The 24,600-nt window shown below is 57.8% G+C and carries 25 protein-coding genes; 11 read left to right on the top strand and 14 right to left on the bottom strand.

The features are described from left to right. Positions 1-4: 4 nt before the first annotated feature. Complete coding sequence (locus tag AB1Z34_RS05010; RefSeq protein WP_049172682.1) at positions 5-1,480, top strand: NAD(P)(+) transhydrogenase (Re/Si-specific) subunit beta; 1,476 nt, start codon at positions 5-7, stop codon at positions 1,478-1,480. A 48-nt stretch (positions 1,481-1,528) separates the two neighbouring features. Here the strand turns inward: AB1Z34_RS05010 and AB1Z34_RS05005 are convergent, their stop codons facing one another. The 5 genes from AB1Z34_RS05005 to AB1Z34_RS04985 all read right to left on the bottom strand — a co-directional run bounded on the left by AB1Z34_RS05005 (position 1,529) and on the right by AB1Z34_RS04985 (position 5,777). Further along, entirely contained in the window at positions 1,529-1,984 is a 456-nt protein-coding gene (locus AB1Z34_RS05005) for a GNAT family N-acetyltransferase (protein WP_076772286.1), read from the bottom strand. An 87-nt stretch (positions 1,985-2,071) separates the two neighbouring features. Then, the gene (locus AB1Z34_RS05000; protein ID WP_367157998.1) at positions 2,072-2,956 is read right to left on the bottom strand and encodes a biotin-dependent carboxyltransferase family protein; all 885 of its coding nucleotides are present in this window, start codon (positions 2,954-2,956) and stop codon (positions 2,072-2,074) included. A gap of 18 nt (positions 2,957-2,974) precedes the next feature. After that, on the bottom strand, positions 2,975-3,628 hold the full coding sequence (locus AB1Z34_RS04995) for an allophanate hydrolase subunit 1 (protein WP_049172678.1): 654 nt from the start codon (positions 3,626-3,628) through the stop codon (positions 2,975-2,977). A 71-nt stretch (positions 3,629-3,699) separates the two neighbouring features. Continuing rightward, complete coding sequence (locus AB1Z34_RS04990) at positions 3,700-4,473, bottom strand: LamB/YcsF family protein (protein ID WP_049172677.1); 774 nt, start codon at positions 4,471-4,473, stop codon at positions 3,700-3,702. Between the two features lie 92 nt (positions 4,474-4,565). After that, entirely contained in the window at positions 4,566-5,777 is a 1,212-nt protein-coding gene (locus tag AB1Z34_RS04985) for an NRAMP family divalent metal transporter (RefSeq protein ID WP_070595772.1), read from the bottom strand. Between the two features lie 148 nt (positions 5,778-5,925). On the opposite strand from AB1Z34_RS04985, the gene AB1Z34_RS04980 reads away from it, so the two are divergent. Together AB1Z34_RS04980 and AB1Z34_RS04975 are read left to right on the top strand one after the other, a co-directional pair. Then, complete coding sequence (locus AB1Z34_RS04980) at positions 5,926-6,612, top strand: GntR family transcriptional regulator (RefSeq protein WP_367157997.1); 687 nt, start codon at positions 5,926-5,928, stop codon at positions 6,610-6,612. A gap of 30 nt (positions 6,613-6,642) precedes the next feature. Beyond that, positions 6,643-7,608 carry a zinc-binding alcohol dehydrogenase family protein gene (locus AB1Z34_RS04975; RefSeq protein WP_367157996.1) on the top strand — a complete coding sequence of 322 codons (966 nt, stop codon included), beginning with the start codon at positions 6,643-6,645 and terminating at the stop codon, positions 7,606-7,608. 13 nt (positions 7,609-7,621) lie between these two features. On the opposite strand, the gene AB1Z34_RS04970 is transcribed toward AB1Z34_RS04975, so the two are convergent. The 7 genes from AB1Z34_RS04970 to AB1Z34_RS04940 form a co-directional block, all read right to left on the bottom strand. Beyond that, complete coding sequence (locus AB1Z34_RS04970; protein WP_367157995.1) at positions 7,622-8,143, bottom strand: hypothetical protein; 522 nt, start codon at positions 8,141-8,143, stop codon at positions 7,622-7,624. After that, positions 8,140-8,457, bottom strand: coding sequence for a hypothetical protein (locus AB1Z34_RS04965; protein WP_367157994.1), 318 nt, complete (start codon positions 8,455-8,457; stop codon positions 8,140-8,142). The genes AB1Z34_RS04970 and AB1Z34_RS04965 overlap by 4 nt, the downstream gene beginning before the upstream one ends. Before the next feature lie 92 nt (positions 8,458-8,549). Continuing rightward, positions 8,550-9,242, bottom strand: coding sequence for a metal-dependent transcriptional regulator (locus tag AB1Z34_RS04960; RefSeq protein WP_038628213.1), 693 nt, complete (start codon positions 9,240-9,242; stop codon positions 8,550-8,552). A gap of 3 nt (positions 9,243-9,245) precedes the next feature. Next, positions 9,246-10,064: a metal ABC transporter permease gene (locus AB1Z34_RS04955; protein WP_367157993.1), complete on the bottom strand. Its 819-nt coding sequence runs from the start codon at positions 10,062-10,064 to the stop codon at positions 9,246-9,248. Further along, on the bottom strand, positions 10,057-10,887 hold the full coding sequence (locus AB1Z34_RS04950; RefSeq protein WP_070560612.1) for a metal ABC transporter permease: 831 nt from the start codon (positions 10,885-10,887) through the stop codon (positions 10,057-10,059). Before AB1Z34_RS04950 ends, AB1Z34_RS04955 begins: the two co-directional genes overlap by 8 nt. Further along, positions 10,877-11,545, bottom strand: coding sequence for a metal ABC transporter ATP-binding protein (locus AB1Z34_RS04945; RefSeq protein WP_222867335.1), 669 nt, complete (start codon positions 11,543-11,545; stop codon positions 10,877-10,879). The genes AB1Z34_RS04950 and AB1Z34_RS04945 overlap by 11 nt, the downstream gene beginning before the upstream one ends. Before the next feature lie 23 nt (positions 11,546-11,568). Continuing rightward, the gene (locus tag AB1Z34_RS04940) at positions 11,569-12,699 is read right to left on the bottom strand and encodes a metal ABC transporter substrate-binding protein (RefSeq protein WP_070560610.1); all 1,131 of its coding nucleotides are present in this window, start codon (positions 12,697-12,699) and stop codon (positions 11,569-11,571) included. Positions 12,700-12,974: 275 nt separating this feature from the next. Here AB1Z34_RS04940 and arsC point away from each other — a divergent pair, with 275 nt between their 5' ends. From arsC to AB1Z34_RS04900, 8 genes are all read left to right on the top strand, one after another. Then, a complete protein-coding gene (gene arsC / locus AB1Z34_RS04935) occupies positions 12,975-13,319 on the top strand; it encodes an arsenate reductase (glutaredoxin) (RefSeq protein ID WP_069359604.1) in 345 nt (114 codons plus the stop codon). Positions 13,320-13,516: 197 nt separating this feature from the next. Beyond that, complete coding sequence (locus tag AB1Z34_RS04930; RefSeq protein ID WP_049172657.1) at positions 13,517-14,914, top strand: MFS transporter; 1,398 nt, start codon at positions 13,517-13,519, stop codon at positions 14,912-14,914. A 152-nt stretch (positions 14,915-15,066) separates the two neighbouring features. Beyond that, complete coding sequence (locus AB1Z34_RS04925; protein WP_016422348.1) at positions 15,067-15,234, top strand: antitoxin; 168 nt, start codon at positions 15,067-15,069, stop codon at positions 15,232-15,234. A 250-nt stretch (positions 15,235-15,484) separates the two neighbouring features. Further along, positions 15,485-16,474: an iron ABC transporter permease gene (locus AB1Z34_RS04920; protein WP_231367182.1), complete on the top strand. Its 990-nt coding sequence runs from the start codon at positions 15,485-15,487 to the stop codon at positions 16,472-16,474. After that, positions 16,471-17,331, top strand: coding sequence for an ABC transporter ATP-binding protein (locus AB1Z34_RS04915; protein WP_016422346.1), 861 nt, complete (start codon positions 16,471-16,473; stop codon positions 17,329-17,331). Before AB1Z34_RS04920 ends, AB1Z34_RS04915 begins: the two co-directional genes overlap by 4 nt. A 111-nt stretch (positions 17,332-17,442) precedes the next feature. Continuing rightward, a complete protein-coding gene (locus tag AB1Z34_RS04910; protein WP_367157992.1) occupies positions 17,443-18,468 on the top strand; it encodes an ABC transporter substrate-binding protein in 1,026 nt (341 codons plus the stop codon). Between the two features lie 117 nt (positions 18,469-18,585). Further along, positions 18,586-20,304: an ATP-binding cassette domain-containing protein gene (locus tag AB1Z34_RS04905; protein ID WP_367157991.1), complete on the top strand. Its 1,719-nt coding sequence runs from the start codon at positions 18,586-18,588 to the stop codon at positions 20,302-20,304. A gap of 1 nt (position 20,305) precedes the next feature. After that, on the top strand, positions 20,306-22,132 hold the full coding sequence (locus AB1Z34_RS04900; protein ID WP_367157990.1) for an amino acid ABC transporter ATP-binding/permease protein: 1,827 nt from the start codon (positions 20,306-20,308) through the stop codon (positions 22,130-22,132). A 49-nt stretch (positions 22,133-22,181) separates the two neighbouring features. On the opposite strand, the gene AB1Z34_RS04895 is transcribed toward AB1Z34_RS04900, so the two are convergent. Continuing rightward, complete coding sequence (locus tag AB1Z34_RS04895) at positions 22,182-23,477, bottom strand: alpha/beta fold hydrolase (RefSeq protein ID WP_367157989.1); 1,296 nt, start codon at positions 23,475-23,477, stop codon at positions 22,182-22,184. 15 nt (positions 23,478-23,492) lie between these two features. After that, positions 23,493-24,587, bottom strand: a complete 1,095-nt coding sequence (locus AB1Z34_RS04890; protein ID WP_070767396.1) for a trimeric intracellular cation channel family protein — start codon at positions 24,585-24,587, stop codon at positions 23,493-23,495. Between the last annotated feature and the right edge of the window lie 13 nt (positions 24,588-24,600).

Genomic DNA, 24,600 nt, shown 5'->3' with positions numbered 1-24,600 from the left:
TCTAATGGCTAGCATTGATACTGCTTCGCTTCTGGACTGGACCTACCGCCTGTCCAACGTCGGCTACATTGTCGCCGCTGTCCTGTTCCTCGCTGCCCTCTCGGGCCTGTCCAAGCCGGAGACCGCTCGCCGCGGTAACTCCTTCGGTATTGCTGGTATGGCTGTAGCCGTTGTCATTGCCATCTTCCAGGCACTCGTCACCGCAGACACCAAGCCGGATACTCACTTCTCGCCGCTGATTACCCTGATTCTCATCGCCGTCGCTATCGGCATCGGTGGTGTCATCGGTATCAGTCGCGCACGCCGCGTTGCCATGACTGGCATGCCGCAGCTGATTGCACTGTTCAATGGTCTGGTCGGACTCGGCGCTATCTTCATCGGCTTCAACTCCTACATCTTCGCGGAAGATGTCGCCCCCGATGCCCTGAAGTTCCACTTCGGTGAGGTCTACATTGGCGTCTTCATCGGCGCTGTGACCTTCACTGGCTCCATCGTCGCAGGCCTGAAGCTGTCTGAGAAGATCAAGGGCTCGCCGCTTCTGCTGCCGGGCCGCAACGCTCTGAACATTGCCATTCTGGTGGTCACTCTGGTTCTCCTGGCTGTCTTCATCGCAACCGGCACCGAGGGCGGCGCCATCGCATGGGCATGCATGGTTGCAGTGACTGCTTTGGGCCTGTTCTTGGGCTGGCACCTGGTCATCGCCATCGGTGGCGGCGACATGCCGGTTGTCGTGTCCATCATGAACTCGTACTCCGGCTGGGCCGCCGCTTTCACCGGTCTCATGCTTGGCAACCCGCTGCTCATCATCACTGGTGCGCTGGTTGGTTCCTCCGGCGCCTACCTGTCGTACATCATGTGTGAGGCCATGAACCGCTCCTTTGCCAACGTTATTCTGGGTGGCTTTGGCTCCGAGGCTTCGTCGGGAAGCGCCGTGGAAGGCTCCCACACCGAGGTCAGCCACGAGGACACCTCCGAGATTCTGCGTGACGCAGACAAGATCCTCATCGCTCCGGGCTACGGTATGGCTGTGGCACAGGCTCAGTACGCTGTTGCTGACCTAGTCCGTAACCTGCGTGAGGCCGGCAAGGAAGTGGTCTTCGGTATCCACCCAGTCGCTGGCCGCCTGCCGGGTCACATGAACGTGCTGCTGGCTGAAGCCAAGGTTCCCTACGACATCGTGCTGGAGCTGGACGAGGTCAACGATGACTTCGCTGATGTGGATGTCACCCTGGTCATCGGTGCAAATGACACCGTCAACCCGATGGCAGAGCAGCCGGGCTCCCCGATTGCGGGTATGCCGGTGCTGAAGGTGTGGGAATCTGAGCGCGTGATTGTTCTCAAGCGTTCGATGGGTTCGGGTTACTCGGGCGTGCAGAACCCGTTGTTCTTCAACGAAAACACCGACATGCTTATCGGCGATGCGAAGGCCAGCGTCGACTCTCTGAACCGCATCCTGGCGAGTTCGAAGGTCAACGCTTAAAACTTCAGGCAAGCAACGCCGTACAAACCGGAGCCTAAGTACTTTCCCCTAGGACCCATCACGAACCATCGTGATGTGCTCAATGCCGGCTTCCATGAAGGTCTCCCCGATCTCATGGAAGCCGGCTTTTGCGTACACAGCCTTCGCCTGCGTCTGGGCATGCAGAATCAGCCCCTTATCCGGGTGGTCAGCGATGACCTGCTGCAGCAGTTTCGAGGACAACCCCCTACCCCGGCTCGCAGCATCGACGACAACTCGGCCGATGGTGCGCGGGTAGCTCGACGAGTACTCATCGAGCGTGTCAATCACACGCAAGTACGCAATAATCTTGCGGGAGTCATTGTCGTCGCGGATGAAATAGTGCTCTGCGGTATCTTCCAGGTCGCGCCAATCCATTTCCGGCTCTGTACAGGACTGCTCAAGATAAAACACGTCGGTACGCAACGCCGAGATGGCATAAACATCCGTCGCGCTGAGTTGAGAAAAGGAGGCGTGTTCAATCATGGTGGCTGATTTTACTGCGAAGAACGGTGTGACGCTCATAGCTGGCAAACGTAGTGGCGCACCATCGCGCAGAATGAAGCCGCAGACCTATACCGCCCGCACCCGGCGGAATTGTACCTTCGCGCCGGGCATCAATTGCCCGGCCCTCGACAATGACGGCTCCGTCAACACACCAATGACCGGATATCCACCCGTCGCCGGATGATCAGGACCGAAAATAATCGGCTGCCCCGATGCGGGCACTTGTATCGCACCGGGGACCATTCCCTCGCTTGCCAACTCATGGGTGACCTGGCGCTCAAGAGTAGTCCCATTCAGCCGAAGTCCGACGCGGTTGGCCTCTTGCGTCACGGTCCATGTCTCGTGAAAGAAATCACTGACGCTTTCCCGCGTAAACCAGTCCGCCCGAGGGCCAGGAACAACATCTAAGCGCGCAGCCTCGCTCGACCAATGAGGCGCGGGATAAATTGCGATTGACGACCCCGTCGAATACTCCGGGTCGCCGACCTGCAAGACCTGACCGGCCTGCAAAGGCGCTGGGCCGAGCTTGCCGAGCGTATCGTATGACCGCGAGCCCAGCACTTCCGCGACATCGATGCCCCCTCGAATCGCGACGTACCCGCGAAGACCTGCATCGAAGGTACCAAGCCGCACAATTGCCTTCGCCCCGACCACAATTCGACTATTCATCGAGGTCTTGATGACCTTGCCATCCTGCTCGACAGTCACCTCACCGTGGGCTCCTGCGAAGGATATGATTGCTCCCTCCGCTACTTGGAACTCCAACCCGCCGACGACGCACTCAAGCACCGCCAGGCTTTCTTCGTTGACAACCATCCGGTTAGCAGCTGCCGCGGACTCGTGGTCGAACGCACCGGAGGTACTCACGCCCAGGCTGCCTTGCCCTGCACGGCCCAAATCCTGAATCGTCGTCAATATGCCGGGTCGAATAATCTCGATAGAATTCTTCATCTCTTCCGCCCCCTTTTTCTACGCCGCACTCACCGTAGAAGTCGCTTCAAATTGCACCTCAACCCCGGGCTCAAGCAGCGCCGGATTAGGCCGATTCAAGTCCCACATCTCCACATCTGTATGTCCCAAGAGCTGCCAGCCACCGGGCGAATCGATGGGATATACACCTGCGAATTGGCCCGCGAGTCCGACGGAGCCCTTGGGAACTCGAGTGCGCGGCGTCGTAAGGCGGGGAATATCAAGCGGCTCTGGCCACCCCTGACCGCTCCCGCGCACCATGTAATAAAAGCCCGGCGCGAATCCACCGAACGCGGCCGTCCAAGGGCGTTCGCAGTGCCAATCGATTAACGCTTGAGGGCTCATCCCAAGGCTTTGTGCCAAGGACTCAAGGTCGGCGCCGTCATAGTGAACGGGAATCGTCATTGTTTTTCGCTTGTCGACGGTCTGCCTCTGCGCATTGTTGCCCCGCAGCGCGGTTTCTACTGCGCCGAGGTAACGACGAGCCGGTCCACGAAAGCGAAGAAGGAGCGTTTGGGCTGCAGGTACCCTGTCAACGAGTCCCTCAATCTCAGCCGCAGCAGAGTGTGCACGAAGTACCTTCGCCAACGGATTGGCCGATGATGAATAGTCGATAAGCAGCGCATTTGTTCCCATAGGGCGAATCTCGGCCATGGCGGTGCTGATCCTTTCTTTCTTGCGGGGTTGAAAAACTGCGGTTGATAGGACCGGCGTGCGAGTCCGCGCTATACGTGGGCAGCGACGGTGACTCCGGCGTCGACGAGCCCTTGGCGAATCATACGGGAGAGTTCGACCGCACCAGGGGTGTCTCCGTGCAAACAAATAGAGTCAGCCTGCACGGTCAACGGTGAACCGTCGTAGGCGACGATTGGTTCCCCGCTAGCCATTGCAATGACGCGTTTGACGACGGCATCGGGTTCTACAATGACCGACCCCTCGAGTACTCGGGACACCAGAGTTCCATCGGAGTTGTAAGCGCGATCTGCAAAAGCTTCCCTAATCACAGGGAGGTCCGCGTCGAGGCTGAGCCGTTCGATGACCGACCCCGGCTGCGCCATAATGGCAAGCTCATCTCCGCAGGTGGAGCGAGCGAGCAGGAGCGCCTCCACCACTGCAGCGGCCTGATTTTCATCCACTGCGATGCGGTTGTAGAGGGCACCGTGGGGCTTGACGTAGGAAACTTCGGTACCCACCGCCCGTGCACATGCCGAAAGTGCACCAATCTGGTAGACGGTTTCGGCTCGCAATTCTCGATGTGCGTAATCCATGCGACGTCGTCCAAACCCGGGGAGATCGCGGTAGGCGACGTGCGCGCCGATGCGAATTCCGCGCGCAGCAGCTGCCTCACAGGTCTCCATCATGACGCTAGCGTCACCCGCGTGATACCCGCAGGCAATATTGGCACTGGTCACAATGTTCAGCAGAGCGATATCATCACCCATCTTCCACGAGCCGAACGCTTCCCCAAGGTCAGAGTTGAGATCGATAGTGGCGCCCATAAACGTCACCGCTCCTTCCAAGTAATAATGCTGGTCTTTGTACCGTTGTTATGTTGGTTCTCATCTGAGCTGTGCGAGAAACCGGGGGGGGATTAGCCGAGCATTTCAAACACACCGCCGAATGAGCGCCACGCCAAGAACCAGGCGACTGCGACACCCAAGATTCCGATAGCCGCCAACCACTTCGGGTACTTGTAACCATTCATGAGATCCGCACGGAACAGCGCGATGTAAATCAGCACAGTAACGCCAATTGGAAGAACCAAACCATTGAAGGCTCCGGCGAAAACCAACAGCGTCGCTGGAGCCGTACCGATGAGACCGAAGAGCAGCGTGGAGATTGCAATTAGGACAATGGTGATCGTGTTTTGAGTCTTGGCTCCAGCACCCGAGGAACGAGTCAGAAATGTTGCTGAGGTGTAGCTGGCACCCACAATCGACGAGATTCCCGCAGCCCACAGGACAACGCCAAAGAAGCGCATACCCCAATCTCCTGCCGCAGCTTGGAATGCCTCTGCAGCGGGGTTTCCATCCGTATTGAGGACCACGCCACCAGCGACCACTCCCAAAACAGCTAGGAAAAGCAGAAAGCGCATGATGGCCGTGACGATGATGCTCGTCACAGATGAGCGAGTGGTCTGCGCGAGATTCTCTACACCGCCGGCACCAGCGTCAAGCATGCGGTGAGCGCCAGCGTATGTAATATAACCGCCAACAGTGCCTCCGACGAGCGTGATGATTGCCAGCAAGTCAATCGTGTCGGGCATGACCGTGTTTTTCAGCGCTTCCCCTACTGGCGGATTAGAGCTGAACGCCACAATTCCAGTGACCAGAATCATCACTACACCGAGCACAACGAGTGCCTTGTCCAGCGCCATACCCGCCCGCCGGGAGAGAAAGAAGCCAATGGCGAGGATTGCAGTAACAATGCCACCGATCTTTGCGTCCACCCCCAACATCGCGTTCGCACCAAGTCCAGCTCCGCCGACGTTGCCAATATTGAAGACCACACCACCGATGACAATGAGAATTGACATTAACCAGCCCAACCCCGGAATCACGGCGTTGCCGAGCTCCTGCGCTCGGCGTCCAGAGACAGCGATCACTCGCCACACGTTGAGCTGAATCGCAATATCAAGTAGCACCGAGATCAAAATGGCAAAGGCGAAAGCCGCGCCAAGCTTGGCCGTAAAGGTTGCGGTCTGGGTGAGGAAGCCCGGCCCGATAGCGCTGGTCGCCATCAGGAATATAGCGCCGAGGAGTGCCGTTCGACGCGCCTTGTGGGCAGATGTTGCAGCGTCCATAGCGTAAGGCCTTTCCCTATAAGTCAGACGATTCCTACGTTGAAGGATTCCTACGTTGAAGATCGCCTGCACAGAGATTGTTGAACAATGTCTCGTATGTTAATTGGTGATGGCCGCCACACAAAAGTGATTTAGTAGTCTGTATTACATGACTACCCCCGGAAGCATCCTCGACGATCAGACCCACACGTCCTCTGGGGAAAAACAACATGACGTTTCAGTAGCGGATGTCACCGCAACTGTCCTGCGCCGAGAGATTCTCGCCGGAAAGCACTACAGCGGCGAGCAGCTCCGTGAAACCCAACTTGCTGCTCGACTGCAGGTCAGTCGCAACACCATCCGACAGGTCTACCGCAAGCTGGAATCTGAGGGGCTACTTACTCACATCCCTCATCACGGCGTGTTTATCGCTTCCTTCGACAAACAACGCATCCGCGAACTGTATGCCTTTCGCCATGTCGTCGAATGCGGAACACTGCGATCGCTAAGCAAGAGCCAGGCAAAGCTCCTCGGCGAAGAGATTCTTTCTATTTGTGGTTCACAGTCATCATTGAACCTTCCCGAACGGAATAATGCCTTTCACCTCGCCATCGTCAGAGCTTCCGGGTCCCCCGACCTGTTAGCCACCGCCGAATCAATTCAGGCCCAACTCCGTCTTTGCTTCCTCTCCTACCCCCAAAGCATCGAACTCCATGCCCGATACGCCGATCGCCACATCAGTATCGCCAAAGTTCTCATCGAGGACACCCCAAACCACGCCGCCGACCTCCTCAGCGCCTACCTCAATGAGTCGTTCAGTGCCGTCACCGCTGCCCTCCCGCTTGCCGACCGTTGATAATTAGCTGCTAGGACTACAGTGATGGACATGGCAGCAAATTCAGGCAACGCATACGCAATGACCATTCCGGAGTTCGGCCCCGCTGACATTTTCACCAGGACACTTATCGATCATGCTCAGCCCGGTCCCGGCGAAATCCTGGTCAAAACCACAGCCATCGGCGCGAATCCGCTGGATTACAAGATGCGCGATGGCTCTTCCGGTCTGTGCGCAAAATTCAACCCTCCCGCCGTCCTCGGACGCGAAGCGGCTGGTGAAGTCGTTGCCGTCGGCGAAGGCGTGGACAATTTCGTCCCCGGCGACCGAGTCTTCGGCATGCGCGGCTTAGACGACTTCCGCGGCACCTACGCAACGCACAACGTCTTCCCCGCCGACGGTGTGGTTCGAACACCCGATTCGCTTGACGACGTTACCGCTGCGGGCCTTGCCCTAGTGGGAATCACGGCGACCGTGGCTGTCGATCAGCTAGCGAAGGTAAAAAGCGGTGACACCGTACTCATCCATGGTGCAGGTGGCGGTGTTGGCCAGCTGATGACGCAGCTGGCGGTTGCCCGTGGCGCAACTGTGTTGGCCAGTGCGTCGTCACGCCATCATGAAAAACTAGTGGGCTTTGGCGCGCAGCATATTGATTACACAGCGGAAGATGTATTCGAGGCTGTGCGCCGGCGGTTCCCCGAGGGCGTAGATGTTGTGCTCGATGGCGTGTACTTCGACACTTTCCTACCCTCGCTGGATGTGTTGGCATCGGATGGTCGGATTGTGGCGCTACCTTCACTGGCCGACCTGACACCGGCGAAGGAACGTGGCATTGAGGCGCACATTCCGGCTATTTCGAATGACACGACTATTTACGCCGACCTGGCCGACCGCGTGGTTGCCGGTGAGATTTCACTTCCTATCGGCCTGACTAAGAATCTCACCGAAGTCGCCGAGGTCCACCGAGTATTGGAAGACGGGCACGCTGACGGCAAAATTGTGATGACCGTCGAGTAATTCAAGTGCGTTACTACAGCTCGCGACGAGCGTTTTGATACGTCTTCGTCAGCGAGCACCACAGCTCGTCGGCATCAGAGATGGCTTCCACCAGCTCCCGGTTGGTCATAGTTTCGCGCTGCTCGCGCAGTCGGTTGTTTAACTTCCGGGCACGAGAGAGCTCACCGCGTAGCTCGATGAGCTCCGGCGTAGCCTCACCGGAGGCAAATACATCCTTGTAGATGGTGCCGACACCCATTGTGGTGTTCACATTGTCCCAGGCAGTAAGGATTGCGGTGAGCTGGTACTCGGTGTCCATGGCAATCTGCTGCAGCTCCGCGTGATTACGCTCGGCGAGCTCGTGCGCCTCAGCACTGCGGCGCGCACCGGCCCAAGCCTGGTATGCGATGAGGATCGCAAGCACCAAACCCGCCACTGGCAATGCATATTGCAGAATCCACAGCGTGACACCGAAGAGCTGAATAATCAGGCCGAAGAAGAAAAATACGACAATGACCGTCACGCACCCATTGTCGGAGCCCGAGCTTTTACTCACCGCGGTGTCACCTCCGCCGCAGCATTCAAAATCGCATCGGCCCCCAGGTGGCTGGCGTAGCCAAGTCCGATGGCTGCTGCCAGAAGGAGTATTGCCAGCAGCGTATAGACGATTGCCTCTTTGACGGTGCTAGTGACCGCAATGCGCTGCTCTTCGTAGTCAACCAGGGCACGCATGTCTTTGGTCGAGGCATTCAAGCGACGTTCGAGATTAGCCATGTGTTCCTGCTGCTCAGCAGGCGAGATAGCGATGGCATTGAGTGGCACATCAACGCTCTCGACACTGGCATATGCCTGTCGACGAGCACTCTTCACGCTGTCGAACGAAACTGACGGTGCGGGTGGCACTTTAGTTGGCCCAGTGAGATTCCGCGACACCTTATAGTAAGAGCGCGCTGCGGCCCTCGTCAGTTCGTTGTTGGAGTCGCCTTGATTGCCCATAGTGCCGAGTCTGCCACATGAATTTTCTTTGGCTCGGTATCGTCCACCTCATCGAGGATGGCAAAGACATGCATGCCTGCATATGGTGCGGCTTCGGCTCGGAGCACGGTCCCCGGTCCTACCCCTGATGTCGCCAAATAGCGCAGTAGTTCAGGGTCGGAGTCGTTAATGCGATCGACTACCACCATCGCGCCGGCTTCGATATCCGTCAGGTCGGTGCGCACTGCGCTGGCGATGGTACCGCTTGCGCTGGGAATTGGATCGCCATGCGGATCGCGCTCAGGGAATCCCAGCATTGCATCAATGCGACTAATGAAATCATCCGAGACCGCATGTTCAAGCTTTTCGGCTTCCTCGTGAACCTCATCCCAGGTGTATCCCAGAGTCGAGACCAAGAAGCTTTCAATCAGCCGGTGGCGACGCACCATGATTAGCGCAATGTCTCGCCCACGGTCCGACAGGCTAATGCCCCGATACGGCTCGTGGTTGACAAGGCCACGTGCAGCTAGCTTCTTCACGGCCTCGCTGGCGGTGGGCTTCTTTTCACCCATCCGCTCAGCGACATCGCCAAGTGCCACTTTTTCACCGGTGCGCTCGTGCAAATCCCAAATGACCTTGAGGTAGTCCTGGGTCTTTGCTGGTAAATCCTCCACGTGCATTCTTTAGACTTTAGCGTTATTGCGTGTTGCCGCAATCTTGAGGGGGACATAGAAACAGCCGGCGCACACGCCAATGCAGCCGCCAACTGACAGATTCGCCGCCACCGCAATGAATAGCCCCACCAGGCCAATCGCGATACCCATCAATGGCGCCAACACGAATAGCAAACGGGTATCGTTCACTACCCCAACGAGCGCAGCTGCCGGGGCAGCTAGCAGCGCGATGGATAGAATCGTGCCGACAGCCGGAATCAGCGCCACCAGAGTCAGAACGATTAGCCCGCTGATGACCAGCTGTGCTTTTCTCCTCGAATGCGCGACTCCGAAAGACTCCGGGTCGAATGTGAAGTAAATCAGCTGCCGCCACCGAGCAAGCAGCACCAACGCCACCAGCAGCAAGAGGCCACCCGACAGCGCAATATCAATCTTGTTCACGTTGAGTACGCTGCCGACCAGGAAGCTTTCTACCTTCACCGGCAACGGGGCGAACCACTTGTTCAGGAAGTAGCCCAGTGCGAACCCAAATGTCAGCACAATTCCCGCCGCCGAGGACGTTGTTCCCACCTTTGACAGACCAAACAGTGCCCCAATCGGAATACACATCAGAAATGCTCCGATAAAGAGGAACACCGAAATCCACGAGTGGCCCAGGCCGAGCGCTGCCGCAATTACAACGCCCACAACCGCGCCGGGAAAAGTCGCATGTGTAATCGCTTCTGCGAAGAACACTTGTTTTCCCAGCACCGCGAGCACCCCAACTACTCCAGCCAGGGCTCCTACCAGTATCAGTTCGATAATGGGCAAAATCAGGATGCTAGACACGGTCGCCTCCCAGCACGACGCGCAGCCCCAGTGCCATGAAATACAGTCCCACCGAGGTCAGCGCGACGACTGCCTGAGGCGACACCGGCCCCAAAGGCACCAGTGCCAAACCAACGATTCCGCTGAGGCAGCCCACTGCAATCGCGATCGGCACCATCACATGAACTCGGCGAGTCAGCAGTCTCGCCGCCGCTCCCGGCACGACCAGATATCCGACTACCAGCAGCACGCCCACTGCGCTTGCCGACGACACCACGACCGCAGCAATCGCCGCGTTAATGGTGAGGTCGGCGCCCCACACATTGACGCCTGCGGCTTTGGCACCGAAGCGATCAAAGGCAACAAACACCTGCTGGCGCCAGGTCACTGCGATAAGAACCAAGGCGATGGCACAGACAATCAGGGCGCTGGTGAGACGGGAGTCAGTGACTTCCAGCAGTCGCCCGAACATGAGCGCTTCCAGCTGTCCTGACTGGTCACCTTTCTTCAGCGAGAGAATCACACCGATGGAAAAGAAGCTGGTCAGTACAACTGCAACTCCGGCTTCCGACATGTGCGAGCGCGATACTAAGGTCAGTGCTACTGCCACTACCACCGCAAATGCTGCAGCCACCGGGATAATCATGTCGATGCCGCCGAATACGGCACCGGCCACAATTCCGGGAAAAATAGAATGCACCATGGCCTCGGCATTGAACTCGAGGCTACGCAGGTTCACGATGACACCGACCAGGCCAGAGACCGCCCCGAGGGCAATCAGCAGCACTAGTGGCCTAAACATGAAAGGCGCTACCCCAAGCTCATTCGCAAGCTCAGTCCACATAGGCTGGCACCAACTTCGAGGTCGCACCAAAAGCTGGCTGCTCCGCCACGATTAATGTGTTTTCGCAGGTTTCCTCGGCAAGCACGAGATCATGGGTGGCCGCGATAATTGCCGTGCCATTTTCCTTCAGTTCGTTGAGGAGATTCAGCAGCATCGCCCGATTTTCAGCGTCGAGGCCGTTAAACGGCTCGTCGAGAAGCACGAGTTGCGGACGTGCGACGATGGCACGCGCCAACAGAACGCGTTGCTGCTGACCACCGGAGAGGTTGCCGAAACGTTCACTGGTGCGGTCGGCAAGCCCGACTTTGGCTAGCGCTGCGTGGATGCGTTCTTTGCGGTGTCCAAGCGGTTGGAAGGGGTGCAGTTCGTGCAGCACCCCCATGGCGACGACATCGAAAGCCGTGACCGGAAAAGTGCGATCGAGGTCTGCCGACTGCGGGACGTAGGACACAATCTTCGCGTTGTTGTGCATCTCACCAGCGAGAATACGAGTCCCACCCAGGATTCCGCGCAGCACAGTCGTTTTTCCAGAGCCATTGGCGCCGATGAGTGCAAGCCCGGTACCCGGTGCGACATTGGCGGTGATGTGATTGACGATGGGTACCGCCGTGTAGCCGAATGAGGCATCGCGGAGCGTGACTATGGGTTCGGCAGACATGGGGTTAGCTAAGCGGTTACGGCTCACTTGATGCCCTCTGGCAGCGGCGCGACAGTTCCGTCCCATGCCGTCACAACCTGAGTGACGTTGTGGATGATGGAACCGATGTAGGTTTCGCCATCACTGCCAGCCGGACCAAGGGAGTCGCCGTAGAGTGCGTCCTCACCAACGATGGCCTTGACACCTGCGGCCTTAGCGATCGCCTCAATTGATTTCGAGTTGTTCGAGTTCTCCGCAAACAGCGCAGTTGCACCCGAGTCCTTCACGGTCTTTGCCGCCTCGGCGATATGCGCGGCCGTGGCATCCTGCTGCTCGTTGAAATCAGACAGCGCTGCACCGATGAAGTTGATATTGAACTCGTGGGAGAAGTATCCAAAGGCATCGTGGCTGGTAAACAGCACAGGGTCCGACACGGTGGCGATGGACTTATTTGCCCACTCATCCAGCTGATTCAGCTTGTCCTGGTAGGCCGCAACGTGGTCGGCGATGGTGGACTTCAGCTCATTGTCGCCACGTTCCTCAGCGACCTGTTCCAGTGCGTAGCCGATATTGGCAACCTGAACCTTGGCGTTCTTCGGCGAGGTCCATACATGCGGATCGAAGCGGAATTCCGCCTCCTCACCGGGTTCTTCCGGCGGGAAAGGCCATGGGGCGACATCAATCTTTTCCACCCCTCGGTCGATGGTGTAGTTACCATTCTTCGCCTTCTCTGGTGGCAGCGGCTTGGTTTTGTCCGTGTCCTTGGCTGCCTTCATGGCATCTACGTCACCTGCAGTGAGAACGCCACTGGTTACTGCCATCGTTCCGGAAAAACCCGAGGACTCAATCGCCTGGTCCAGGAAGTGCTCCAAATCGACTCCGTTGACGAACAAGAGATCGGCGTTACCAGTCTTGGTCAGCTGCTCATGGGTCATTTCCAGCTCATGTGCTGTTGCATTCGGCGCCAACAGACAGGTCAAATCAACTTCATCGATGTCCAGCTGCTTCACGTAATCACAGATCTGTGTCGTGGAAGCCACGACGTTGATTGGGTTCTCGCCGCTGGCTCCCTCACTGCCATCGCCACACGCTGCAAGGCCAGCGCCCGCTAGCAAGATTGAAAGGCCCGCACACATGGACTTAGCTGATCGCGAAAGCTTTCCGGAAATTGTCATGTTGGTGTCCGCTCTTGATTGTTTGTTATTGCTTTACGACGGCTACGCTGACCGGCCGCTTCAGTAAATCTGGTCACCTTAGGGGCGGTTGGGGCGCACTTCGCCGTTCATCTATCACGTGCGAGAGTAAACCTAACGACAACTATTTTCAACCTATTGAACTTAAGTGTTTTCGGTATGACATTTTTTAAGGATAAACATTGAACAACCCCTATCCACAGGCCGTCACGCCACAGCGCCAACCTTCACGCCACAACATCAGCCATGATGGAGACATGGAAGCGAAGATTTATCACAACCCCCGCTGCTCAAAGTCCCGCCAGGCTCTCGCCGTATTACGCGAAGCCGGCATCGAGCCGGAAATCATCAAGTACCTAGACACTCCTCCAACCAAGGCCGAGCTGCGCTCGCTAATCGAGGCGGCAGGCCTGAACGTCATCGATGCCGTGCGCACCAAGGAAGCAGAGTTCAAGGAACTGGAACTCTCCAAGGACTCCAGCGACGAGGAACTTCTGGACGCAATGGTTGCGCACCCACGCCTGATTGAGCGCCCGTTTGTCGTCACCAATAAGGGGGTACGGATGGCGCGCCCCACCGAGGCTATTAACGACATTCTCTAACCAATGACATGCGTTAATCGCCTTTACACCAACCCCCTCCACAGGCCTCCAAGACCGGGAAGTTAACAACCCGTTAATAGGGGATAAAGTCGCTGTAAACTCACCGCTGAAACGATAAAGCTATCCGCCTGCCACCCTAGCCACCCACACAGGTTGCACCAGAGGCAACGGCGGCCTTCAGCGAAAGGACTCTCATCATGAGCAGTCAGAGGCTCGGCTGGCTCAGCGCCCCCGGCCCAGCAGCTCCCCTTCCCGAGGAAAAGATTGCCCCGACCTACCGGACCTGGCGGTTCAACGTCTTCATGGGCATCTTCATCGGCTACGCGGGCTTCTACCTCATCAGAAATAACATCCCCCTGGTGTCCGCTGTGCTGGAAAAGCACGACCTACTGGGTGCAGCCGGAATTGGCATCGTAGCCAATGCGGTTCTCTTCTCCTACGGCCTATCCAAGTTCTTCATGGCCATGCTCTCCGACAGGGCCAATGCCAGGTACTTCCTCCCGCTTGGCCTAGCACTGTCCGCGGTCGTAAACCTCTTTGTTGCGTTCGTCCCAGCGATCAGTGCCTCTGTTGCGATTTTCGCGACAGTCATGTTCATCAATGGCTGGTTCCAAGGCATGGGCTGGCCTCCTTCTGGACGCGTTGTCGTCCACTGGTTCTCGACATCCGAGCGCGGCACTTTGATGTCGATCTGGAACACTGCCCACAATGTCGGTGCCGCCGTCGGTGGTGCTCTGGCAGCCTGGGGCTTGCATTCGTTCGCCACTTCCGATGCCGACTGGACTCCCGCATTCTGGCTACCGGCGATTGTCGCGCTCGTGATTGCTGCCATCGCATTCCTGCTGATTCGAGACAACCCGCAATCCATGGGACTGCCTCCGGTAGAGGAATACCGTAACGACCCAGACAAGGTCGAAGGAACTAATGACGAGGCACAAGAACCCTGGTTCGCAATCGTCAAGAACCATGTTCTTACCAATCCGGTTATCGTCATGTTGGCGCTGGCCAATGTGTTCGTCTACGCACTTCGTTACGGCGTTCTCAACTGGATTCCGATTTACCTGACAAACGAATTGCACAAGACCAACGTCACGGGCGGAATCATCGGATTCATGCTCTACGAGGGCGCAGCAATTGTGGGCACCCTGCTGTGCGGATGGGTCTCCGACAAGGTCTTCAAGGGTTGGCGCTCAGGCGCCGGCATGCTCTTCCTGATCGGCACCGGCATCACAATTTTCGCATACTGGCAGCTACCCGCTACGGCACCATTGTGGATGTTCTATGTGCTCATCTCCCTGATCGGCGCACTCATTTACGGCCCAATCATGCTCATCGGACTGCAGGCCATCGACCTCTCGCCTAAGTATGTTGCGGGAACCGCAGCTGGTTTCACTGGATTGTTCGGATACCTTCTCGGCGCAACACTCGCCTCCACTGGTGTCGGTCTCTTGATCGACTTCGCAGGCTGGAATGTCACATTCGCAACCCTCATTGGAGTTGTCGCTATTGCGTTTGTCCTCATGATCTTCGTCGGCAAGTACGAGCGCGAAGTCATGCACAAGGCAGATGAAGCCCGCACCAAGACAGCTCAATAGCCACTCAATAGCCGTCAGTCACGGTGTTGCCAGTCGAATCCCGGATTCGCTCCGTGAGTCCAAAACGGTCGCAACGTCGCCAATTCATCGGTACACTCTATGCCGCAAACGAAAAACGCGAATAGACATTAAAAATGGAAGGAGTCTTCACCATGGGACTTATGGACAAGGCCAAGGAAGCACTGAGCAACGAAGAGAACACCGACAAGGTTCTGGACAAGGCTGAGCAGCTGGGCAAGGACAAGCTCGGCGAGGACAAGGCCGACCAGATCAAGAAGGTTCGCGACATGGCAGACGAGCGCCTGGGCGACAAGAAGTAAGCTACAGAGCTTCTTCACCCCGCATTAGCACCCTGTTTTCACAAGGGAGCTGGTGCGGGGTTTTGCTGTTCTTAGGGGACCCCACAGCCCCACCGACACGCCTTTATTGACAATTATTTTCAAATTGTCCATCATTAACCAAGTGAAAACTATTGTCGATAGAGCTTCTCTTCCGCGCACTCGAAAACAAAAACTTCGAGCCCGGCTCTTCGGCTTTCTACTTTTCCTGGCCGTCCCCGCCACAATCCTCTTGGCGATCTCCATAGGCCCCGCGGGAACAGGTTTCAGCAACGGCATCGTCGCGCTGCTCACCCCGCTCATCAAGACGCTTTCCGACGACCTCCCGGCTCTCAACCACCTTCTGCCAGAGATATCCCCTGCCACGCAATCACTTGTCTGGAGCATCCGGCTGCCCCGTGTCCTCCTTGCTGGACTGGTCGGTGCCTCGCTCGCTGTCGCAGGTGCAACCATGCAGGCAGTTTTTCGCAATCCGCTGGCCGAACCCGGTGTTACCGGTGTCTCCTCCGGTGCAGCAGTGGTAGCCGTCATTCTCATCGTCACTGGCGTGGCCGCGAAAGCACCGTGGGTTCTTTCGGCTGGCGCATTCATAGGCGCGTTGCTGGCTGTCATATTTGTCCAAATCGTCGCCGGTCTCAATGGCGGCAGTGGAGCAACCCTGTTGCTCGTCGGTATTGCACTCAACGCGTTCCTCGGCGCAGTCATCTCCGCCACCATCGCGAACGCGCCACACAGCGATGACGCTCAACAGGCCATGTTCTGGCTCAACGGCGATTTAACTGCTTCGAATTGGCAGGACATTGCACTGGCAGTCGGCCCCATTACCGTCGGCACGGTTATCTTGATGATGCTCATTCCCGAACTCAACCTGTTCCTCCTCGGCGAAGAACAGGCCGCTGCCACTGGTATGCGCACAGTGTGGATCCGGCAGCTGCTGCTCGCCCTGGCTGCGTTAGTCACGGCAGCGGGCGTCGCTGTCACTGGCGTTATTTCCTTTGTCGGATTGGTCGTCCCGCACCTGATTCGCCTTGCCATCGGCCCCGATCACCGCAGCCTGCTGCCCATTTCTATGTGCCTCGGCGCAGTGTTTCTCATTCTCGCCGACCTCGTCGCCCGCAGTCTCTTTTCCCCAGTTGCTCTGCAAACTGGCACAGTCACCGCGTTCCTTGGCGCACCGGCGCTACTCGCGTTGATTCTTCGGCAAGGTGGCCGCCAGTCATGAGTCAGCAGACACAAAACCTCAGCGACCACGTCACTAAGCCAGACGCCGATAGCACCGCGCTGCTGCGGGCTACCGACCTCAGTGTCGGTTACCGCAATCGGACCGTCGTAAGTGGCGTGAACCTCGCTATTCGACCTGGCGAGGTCCACGGCATCATCGGTTCCAATGGCACCGGAAAATCCTCCTTGCTCCGTGCTATGGCGGGCATTGTGACACCGAGTTCGGGGCAGGTTGAGCTCCTCGGTGCGCCGCTGACGAAGCTTCGTGCCCACGAACGCGCCACCCGGTTGGCGTACCTGCCGCAGCACACACCGGCCGATGCCGCTATTGACGTTCGAACTGTCGTGGCACTCGGCAGGTACGCGCACCACCGTCGGCGTGACCGTTTCCGCAGTTCACTGAACTCCACGGACCACGACATCGTCGCCTATGCCCTCGACCGCGTTGGTGTCACCGCACTCGCCGACCGTCCCATCACGGCTCTGTCCGGCGGGCAGCGGCAATTGGTGTTCATCGCAAAGCTATTGGCACAACAGGCCAAGGTCATGCTTTTCGACGAACCCACTGCGGCCTTGGACATCGGGTTTCAGCTGGAAATCCTCGAGCTCCTCGGCGAGCTTGCCGACGAGGGCCACGGTATCGGAGTCGTCCTTCATGACCTCAACCTCGCGGCCCGCAGCTGCCACCGGCTCAGTGTGATTCACAACGGCGGATTGGAAGTCACTGGTTCCGCCGAAGAAGTGCTGACGCCTCCCCGAATAGATGCGATTTATCGCATCTCCAGCGCTGTCGATACCGATCCACATACCGGTTCGGTGCGAGTGACGGCGTTGGCTCGAGCTCGCCCGGCTGACTGATTGCAGTTGGCTGTTTCAGACTGTCTGACTCACACTGTCTGATTCCAGCTAGCACCAACGCAACCGAAAACTCCCCAACAATCAAAACTCAACAAGCAAGGAAGTACTTTCATGTTTTCACCAACTTCTCCTATCTCTGCCTTGAAGCGAAACTCTAAAAAGGCCTTCACTCTGCCATTGATTGCAGCGCTTCCACTCGCTGCGATGGTCGCCTGTTCCTCTTCGGAGGAGGCGTCGCAGCAGCCGTCGTCAAGCGAAACTTCGACAAACCAGCAGGCGCAGTGGCCGCGTACTGTGACCGTCGGCGATCACGACGTTACGGTGCAGAGTCAGCCGAAGCGCATCGTTGCACTGTCGACCGAAGTTGCGGATCTGGCGCTGGAACTGGTTGGGCCAGAGCGTGTCGTCGCGGTGACGAAGAATGCGCTCGATGAGAGCTCGGGTAATCAGGTTGAGCTGGCGCGTCAGGTGCCTAACGCGATTGCCAACTCCACGAAGCCGGATCCGGAGCAGATTCTGTCCTATGAGCCGGACATGGTGTTGATGACCAGCCGCCATGATCAGGAGCAGTCGGCAAGTGAGCTGCTGGGTGCCAGCGATGTTCCGACCGCGGCGTTTGCCAGCAGTGATTTCGCCTCGCCGAAGGCGCTGGCAGAGTCGGTGACCAAACTCGGCAAGTTGCTCGGAGCCGAAGATAAGGCGGCCGAGATGGTTGCCAAGATTGAATCGGAAACCGAAGAGATTCTCTCGGAAATTGACTCCACAACTAAGCCAAAGACGCTGGTCCTGTTTGCCCGCGGTGGTCAGAAGATGATTATGGGCATGCAGTCGGCGACGACGAATCTCGTTGAGCTGGCCGGTGGCGAGCCGATTTCGCCAAAGGGTAAGCGCCCGGGTGCCGTTCCCGCTGATCCGGAAACAATTGTGCAGCTGAATCCGGATGTCATTTTGATTCAGGATTTCCACGGCCAGGGCACGGCTCCATTCCAGGAGTTGCTGGATAATCCGGCGCTTGCCGACGTCGCTGCGGTCAAGAATGATCGAGTGCAACTAATTGATGCGAAGACGACCTCTGGCACCGCCGGAATGCACATGCCCGATGGACTGCGTGAGATCGCTGACGCACTGGCTAAATAGAAAATAGGTTTTCACGTCGCTATGTGGATTCATGAAGCACTGACTTCCCCACCCCGCCGAATGCACTGGGTTTTGTTATCCAGCTGGGGGCGCAGCTTTTTCTTCGCTCTCAGCGCCGTGTCTCTTGGATACACGCTCGATGCTCTCAGCAGTTTGTACGGCGGTGTCGCAGACACCAGTGGCGGCAACTGGTTTGGGCAGTGGGGACTTCATGAATCCCTGTCCGCTGCAATTGTGGCGGTCATTCTGGGAAGCCTCTGTGCTTATGTCACCGAGGCATTGCCACCACGGCTTGCTGGCGAGCAGGAAAAGCTGTGGCGCTCACATGTGGTTGGCAGTGTGCTGAAGCCGGAGTTTTCCGCTCCTGAACAAGCCCCGAAGCACGCGCATGGAAGAGGGCACGGCGCAGGGAAAGCTGGTCACGCACACCGAAGCGCGTCCAACACAGGCGAAGGCCTACTCTTCGATGCCGCGACCACAAGCGTCGAACAGACCGCGAATTACCGAGCGACATTTCTCGCTCCCACGTTGGCCTCGTTTAGTGCTCCACTGATCATTTTGGCGGTGTGGGCTTTGTGGGTGGATACGAAAACCGCCTTGTGGCTGGCACTATTTTTCATTTTCACGCCGTTGATCATTATTGGCGCTGGAAAGATTCTGCGGAAATCCAATGCGACGTATCGCCGAAAGCAAGCGAAGGCCACGCATGCCTACTTGGAGATGCTCGAAGGGCTGGGAACATTCAAAGTTCTTGGAGCAATTGATCGAGTCATGGCCCGCTTCGCCAGCCAAACCCGCACTGCGATGGCTGAGCTCACTGCCCTGCTCGCCCGCAATCAGCTGATGATTATTGTCAACGATGCGGTTTTTGGCATTGCAATGTCGACCACAGCAATTGGCCTTGTCCTGCTGCGTTTGCAGGCAGGCGCGATCAGCGTAGGCACTGCTCTCGCAGGTGTTTTTCTCTCCGTTCTGCTCTACGAGCCCGTTAATCGCGTCGGCCGCACTTTCTATATCGGCCTCGGTGGGCGCACGCATCGAAATGGAATTGTGGAGGTATTCGGCGAGCCCCGAGCTGAAGCGCTCACAGTCGCAACAACGCATTCCACCAAGGCCACCGCACCGCACGCACCGGAAATTGCCCTCCGCAATCTGAGCGTTCACATCGGCGAAAAGCGCATTCTCTCCGATATCAACCTGACCATTCCAGCCGGCAGCAGAGTCGGCATCGTTGGCCCCAGCGGTTCCGGAAAGAGCACACTCCTGCGTGTACTCGCAGGCCTGCAGCCACATTCCGGGGAAGTCTGCCTCGACGGCCACGCGCTTTCAACCCCGGAGTTGCTCGCCAACTCGCTACTCATCTCCCAGCAACCAGCCGTCTTCGGCACCACCGTCGCGGACAATCTTCGCATCGCATGCCCGGACGCAACGGCCGTCGATATGCGAAAAGCACTTCGCGACGTGCACTTACTCACCGAAATCGAACAGCGCCCTGGTGGTCTCGATTCGGAGGTCGGCGATCAGGGCAATTGGCTCTCAGGCGGGCAACGACGTCGCCTGACCATTGCGCGTGGTCTGCTCGGCGCCGCTCCGATTGTGCTTCTCGACGAGCCGACAGCGGACATCGATCGTCGGACGGAAGGTCTCATCAAGGAGTCCTTAACCCGCCTTGCTGAAGGCCGCACGAGCATCATGGTAGCTCACAGAATGGAAGCACTATCGGACGTTGACCTGGTCATTGTCGTCGCCGAAGGCCGGATCGTGGCTGTGGGCAAACCCGAGGAACTGAGCACAAGCAATGAGTACTACGCACGGGCGCTGACCGAGGAGAGCTGACATGAACAACATCATCTGGTTGCTGCGTTTTTCCGCACAGGCTCGCGGGGCGCTCAGTGCCTCTGTCCTCGCGCGAGTGGCTGGACACATACTGGGCGCATTGATGCTGGCCGTGCCTGCCTGGGCAATTGCCACAATTGCGCTGTCGAGGTGGGACGCAACCGACTCGTCGCAAAGCATGGACATGCAGTGGACGTGGGCGGTCATTGGCGTGGTTGCAGGGCTGGCGCTGTTGAAAGCGATTCTGCGGTATGTCGAGCAGTACCTCGGGCATTTGGCGGCGTTTTGGCTGCTCGGCGAGCTGCGGCTGTGGATCGTCGAACGTCTTATCCCGCAGGCGCCCGCGGTAACCGATGGACTGGGTACTGCTAGGATTCACACAATTGCGATTCGTGATGTTGACCGAGTGGAAGTCTTCTTCGCGCACACGATTGCGCCTGCGGTGACGGCGGTACTGATTCCTCTGCTGGCGGTCGTGACAGCCGCATTGACTGCCGGAGCACTGCCTGCGATTGCTCTGACGCTGACCTTCGCGGCTGGCTTTGTGATTGCGCTCGCAGGCTCGAAGAAGGCGACGACGGAGGCTTCGGCAACAAACTCCACACGCACGGAAGTTGCACAGTACATTGCCGATACGCTGCGACTTCGGGAGGAAATCCTCGTCTACGGCGCAGCTGAGCAGCGGCTACAGGGACTGCGCGAGCTCGACGAGCAGCTCGCACAGAAGATGCGTGCAGGTGGCAAGCGGGCGGGACTGCGCTCTGGTGCGACGGGGCTTCGGATTTGGGGCGGTAGCATCGCTGTCTTTTGTGCTGGTATCCCGGCTCTTTCCGCCGATTACCGAATGCTCCCTGCCGTTTTGGTGACGACATCCCTGGTGGCGGGAACTGCTTCATCGATGGATTCGATTGAGCTCCTGGCGTCTTCTCTTCCAGCGGGACTCAATGCAGTCACGCGAATCAGGGAGTTGGCTGCACAGCCGCCGACTGTGGAAGAGCCGAACCAGCCGGAGTCGCTGGACCTGCACCACGCGCAGACCGCGAGGGCCAACTCCGGCGACTCAGTCCCTTCCCTCGAACTGAGCGATGTCAGCTACCGCTACCCTGGCGCCGATAACCCTGCACTGACCAATATCAATCTGCGTATTGCCTCAGGCCAGTTCATCGGTGTGGTCGGCCCAACTGGTTCGGGCAAGTCCACACTCTCCCGGCTAATCCAGCGGCATGTCGATCCGGATGTCGGCGAGGTCATCATCAATGGCCACAATGCCCGTGACCTCGGCTCAACCAATGTCTGCCGAACGGTTGTTGTCGCAGATCAGAATCCCTTTCTCATGGAGGCCACCATCGCTGAGAATCTATGTCTCGGCGCGCCTGATGGCTGCGAGGTTCCCGAATCACTGATGCACTGGGCGCTCGAACTCGCCGCCATCAACCCTGCTGAGATGCCGTTGGACAGGCCCATTGGCCGCCGCGCGCAGCGGCTCAGCGGTGGTCAGCGTCAACGTCTGGCGCTGGCCCGCACCTACTTACGCGCGGTACTAGCCGACGGCACTAAGCCCAATGACCTCGCTGCACACCTCGCCGGAAAGATTGTTATTTTCGACGAAGCCACCAGCCACCAGGATCCACTGACGCAGGCTCGTATCGTGGACAATGCCCGCGCATGTGGAGCGACCTGCATCTTTATTGCGCACCGACTTCAGACACTGGCCGAGGCCGATGACATCCTGGTCATCGAAAACGGCCAGCTCATCGAACGCGGCACGTATGACAACCTCCTGAACGCAGACGGCGCATTTGCTCGACTTGCGCGCGCCGAGGTCTAGGCTCCTTCTAGCTCTCCGCGCAGGTCTTCCGCAGCACCCGGATACTCGCCTAGTGATCCTCGACGAGCTCGCGGAGCCGGGCAAAGATTGCCGCACCATCGTGGCGAATGCCGTCATGCTGGAATGCATTGGTCACATGTGGCCGCAGGTCCCGGTAGCAGTTGGCTGTCTCCATGGAGTACTCGAACGGCACGAAAATATCGTCGAGGTAAACCGCGGCTGCCGAGGTTGGGGCGTCGGCAAGCAAGCGTGCGGAATCATACGGCGAGCTTTCCCAGGTGTGCTGCGCAAATGCTTCCGCCTTTTCCTTGAAAGGAACGAGCGCGGGGTCCTCGTCGAATTGCCAGGGGAAAACGTGCTCACCGGTGAGGTAGAACGGCTCGTCTCCTGCAGGATTGGCCTTTTCTTCAAAACCTGGGATTTCCTCGCGAATACGGTGAGCTGCCCAATTAGTTGTGGGCTGGTTTCCGACGCCACCATAAATGGATTCGTGAATCGCGGCGTATAGCGGACCGTCGGCGAAACTCACGCGAGTCCCTACATCGGCCAGAAAATCGGTGCGCAATTGCTTTTCGCCATTGCGAATGTGGAATGGCTCTTCCAACAAATACGCCAGATTGTGGAATCCATCTCCGCGGCCTAATTCAATTCCGATGGTGCGGAATCGGCGAGAACTCAGTCGCTCACCGGTGGGGAGAGTTTCTGCAGATTGCTCGAGGTGCGCGCAGATTTCTCGAATTCGGTTTTCGGCCCACGGATACTCGCGATAAAAACGCTCGTGACGGGTGCGCAGCTTCGCATACGTCGTGCGATAAAGGTCGTCAGCACCACGGTCCAGAACAGGTAAACCGCCTGTGAGATAAGCGTGCTCCACGGATTCCGGATAGCGGCTGAGATACGAAGTAATACAAAACCCGCCAAAGGACTGGCCATACAGTGACCATTTGGCAATGCCCAAATGCTTTCGCAATGCTTCCGCGTCTTCGACGATGTATTCCTGACGCAATTGGGCAAGCCGCTCGGCCGGAACATCTGCAATATTGGTCGCATCAATTCGATGCGAGCGTCCTGTTCCACGTTGATCCAGCAGGATGACGCGGAGTTCCTTCAGCGCCTCACCGATTACTCCGCTGGCACCTACCGGACGCGGTGCCGGAAATCCCGGGCCGCCCTGCAAATAGACAATTGCCGGCGCATCCTCATTTCCTGGCGCATAGATTTCCCTGGCGAAAAGCTCAAATGTCGCGGCATTCGCAGCTTCGGTAAAAGGATCCCAGGGCACCTCAACGGTGTGTTCCTTAATAATGTGCCCAAAATGCCTGCTTGCAGTACTCGTCGATGCCATGTCTCTACCGCTCCTCTAATCCCGCTGCTCGTATTTCTTCATCAGCTTTGCGACGAGTAAATCGGTCGCCTCATCGTCAGCAAGAATTTGATCCAACATCTCCCGGTATTCCCGCTGCCGCAGTGCCGTATCTTCTCCGTAGTCATCATAGGAATCACCGGATAGGTCCACACCGAAATCGGATTCGTCGCTGTCATCCTGCACTGTCTCCTGCTGTGCCGTCGGCATGTGCAGATCCGCTGGAAAGTCCGCATTGAACTCCTCCAGGAATTCCTCCGCGCTGGCCTCAGCGTCGGAACGAGACACTCCCCTATCAACCTCAGCCTGAATGCGACGCTGCAGCGCCTTTTCCATCTGACGGTGACGCCAGCTGCGGAGGCGTGCGGGCTCGAAACGTCGACCAACCTCGCGACTCTTGCCCTCTGCTCGACGTGCGAGGACCGCAATCTGCGCCGCGGTGTCGTTCAGTGGCGCCCACTCCGAGTGTGCCGACACTCGCCAATTACCCCAGTACCCCAGCAGCGAAAGCAGGATGCTGACGATAGGACCAATGACCATGGACACGGCCATAAACCCCAAATGGTGGCCTCCGATGACAATGACCGCGCAAGCCACGGCCGGGATGACCGTGGGCTGGTTGCCGCCGAAAACAGCGGGTACCCGCCCGGTCACAATGTCGCGGATCATGGAACCACCAGTGGCGGTGAAAACGCCCATCATGATGCACGGCAGAATGGGCAGACCATAAGTGACGCCTTTGACCGTTCCCGTAGCTGCCCAGAGTCCCGAGACCACAGCGTCACCGTGGACCTGAACGTATTCCCAGGTCTTTCCTTTGAAATAGAAAAATCGCGCGATGAGCGCACCGGTAAACGCCAGGATTAGATACTCCGGCTGGCTCATTGCGGCGACGGTGCCCTGGTTAATCAGAACATCGCGAATCATGCCGCCACCCAGTGCGGAGAACAACGCAATAAAGAAGAACCCGATGATGTCGTAGCCTCGTTGCCGGGCGATGGTGCCACCGATGATGCCCATGAGCAGGACACCACTGACATCGGACCACCGGTACATCGACTCGATGAGCGGATCTACTTCTGCGACGTTCATGATGTTCAAGCTT

The sequence above is a fragment of the Corynebacterium sp. 045007 genome, assembly GCF_040743205.1.
Lineage (GTDB): Bacteria > Actinomycetota > Actinomycetes > Mycobacteriales > Mycobacteriaceae > Corynebacterium > Corynebacterium jeikeium_D.
The sequence above is the reverse complement of the archived record's forward strand: the minus strand, read 5'-3'. Positions and strand labels throughout refer to the sequence as shown.

Bases quoted from the DNA above. Each gene is read 5' to 3' on its own strand.
- arsC (WP_069359604.1), top strand. From the start codon at position 12,975: ATGGAAGCGAAGATTTATCACAACCCCCGCTGCTCAAAGTCCCGCCAG.
- AB1Z34_RS04930 (WP_049172657.1), top strand. From the start codon at position 13,517: ATGAGCAGTCAGAGGCTCGGCTGGCTCAGCGCCCCCGGCCCAGCAGCT.
- AB1Z34_RS04925 (WP_016422348.1), top strand. From the start codon at position 15,067: ATGGGACTTATGGACAAGGCCAAGGAAGCACTGAGCAACGAAGAGAAC.
- AB1Z34_RS04995 (WP_049172678.1), bottom strand. From the start codon at position 3,628: ATGGCCGAGATTCGCCCTATGGGAACAAATGCGCTGCTTATCGACTAT.
- AB1Z34_RS04910 (WP_367157992.1), top strand. From the start codon at position 17,443: ATGTTTTCACCAACTTCTCCTATCTCTGCCTTGAAGCGAAACTCTAAA.
- AB1Z34_RS04960 (WP_038628213.1), bottom strand. From the start codon at position 9,242: ATGCACGTGGAGGATTTACCAGCAAAGACCCAGGACTACCTCAAGGTC.
- AB1Z34_RS04950 (WP_070560612.1), bottom strand. From the start codon at position 10,887: ATGTGGACTGAGCTTGCGAATGAGCTTGGGGTAGCGCCTTTCATGTTT.
- AB1Z34_RS04975 (WP_367157996.1), top strand. From the start codon at position 6,643: ATGGCAGCAAATTCAGGCAACGCATACGCAATGACCATTCCGGAGTTC.
- AB1Z34_RS04990 (WP_049172677.1), bottom strand. From the start codon at position 4,473: ATGGGCGCCACTATCGATCTCAACTCTGACCTTGGGGAAGCGTTCGGC.
- AB1Z34_RS04945 (WP_222867335.1), bottom strand. From the start codon at position 11,545: ATGTCTGCCGAACCCATAGTCACGCTCCGCGATGCCTCATTCGGCTAC.
- AB1Z34_RS04895 (WP_367157989.1), bottom strand. From the start codon at position 23,477: ATGGCATCGACGAGTACTGCAAGCAGGCATTTTGGGCACATTATTAAG.
- AB1Z34_RS04985 (WP_070595772.1), bottom strand. From the start codon at position 5,777: ATGGACGCTGCAACATCTGCCCACAAGGCGCGTCGAACGGCACTCCTC.
- AB1Z34_RS04890 (WP_070767396.1), bottom strand. From the start codon at position 24,587: ATGAACGTCGCAGAAGTAGATCCGCTCATCGAGTCGATGTACCGGTGG.
- AB1Z34_RS04900 (WP_367157990.1), top strand. From the start codon at position 20,306: ATGAACAACATCATCTGGTTGCTGCGTTTTTCCGCACAGGCTCGCGGG.
- AB1Z34_RS04980 (WP_367157997.1), top strand. From the start codon at position 5,926: ATGACTACCCCCGGAAGCATCCTCGACGATCAGACCCACACGTCCTCT.
- AB1Z34_RS04915 (WP_016422346.1), top strand. From the start codon at position 16,471: ATGAGTCAGCAGACACAAAACCTCAGCGACCACGTCACTAAGCCAGAC.
- AB1Z34_RS05005 (WP_076772286.1), bottom strand. From the start codon at position 1,984: ATGATTGAACACGCCTCCTTTTCTCAACTCAGCGCGACGGATGTTTAT.
- AB1Z34_RS05000 (WP_367157998.1), bottom strand. From the start codon at position 2,956: ATGAAGAATTCTATCGAGATTATTCGACCCGGCATATTGACGACGATT.
- AB1Z34_RS05010 (WP_049172682.1), top strand. From the start codon at position 5: ATGGCTAGCATTGATACTGCTTCGCTTCTGGACTGGACCTACCGCCTG.
- AB1Z34_RS04940 (WP_070560610.1), bottom strand. From the start codon at position 12,699: ATGACAATTTCCGGAAAGCTTTCGCGATCAGCTAAGTCCATGTGTGCG.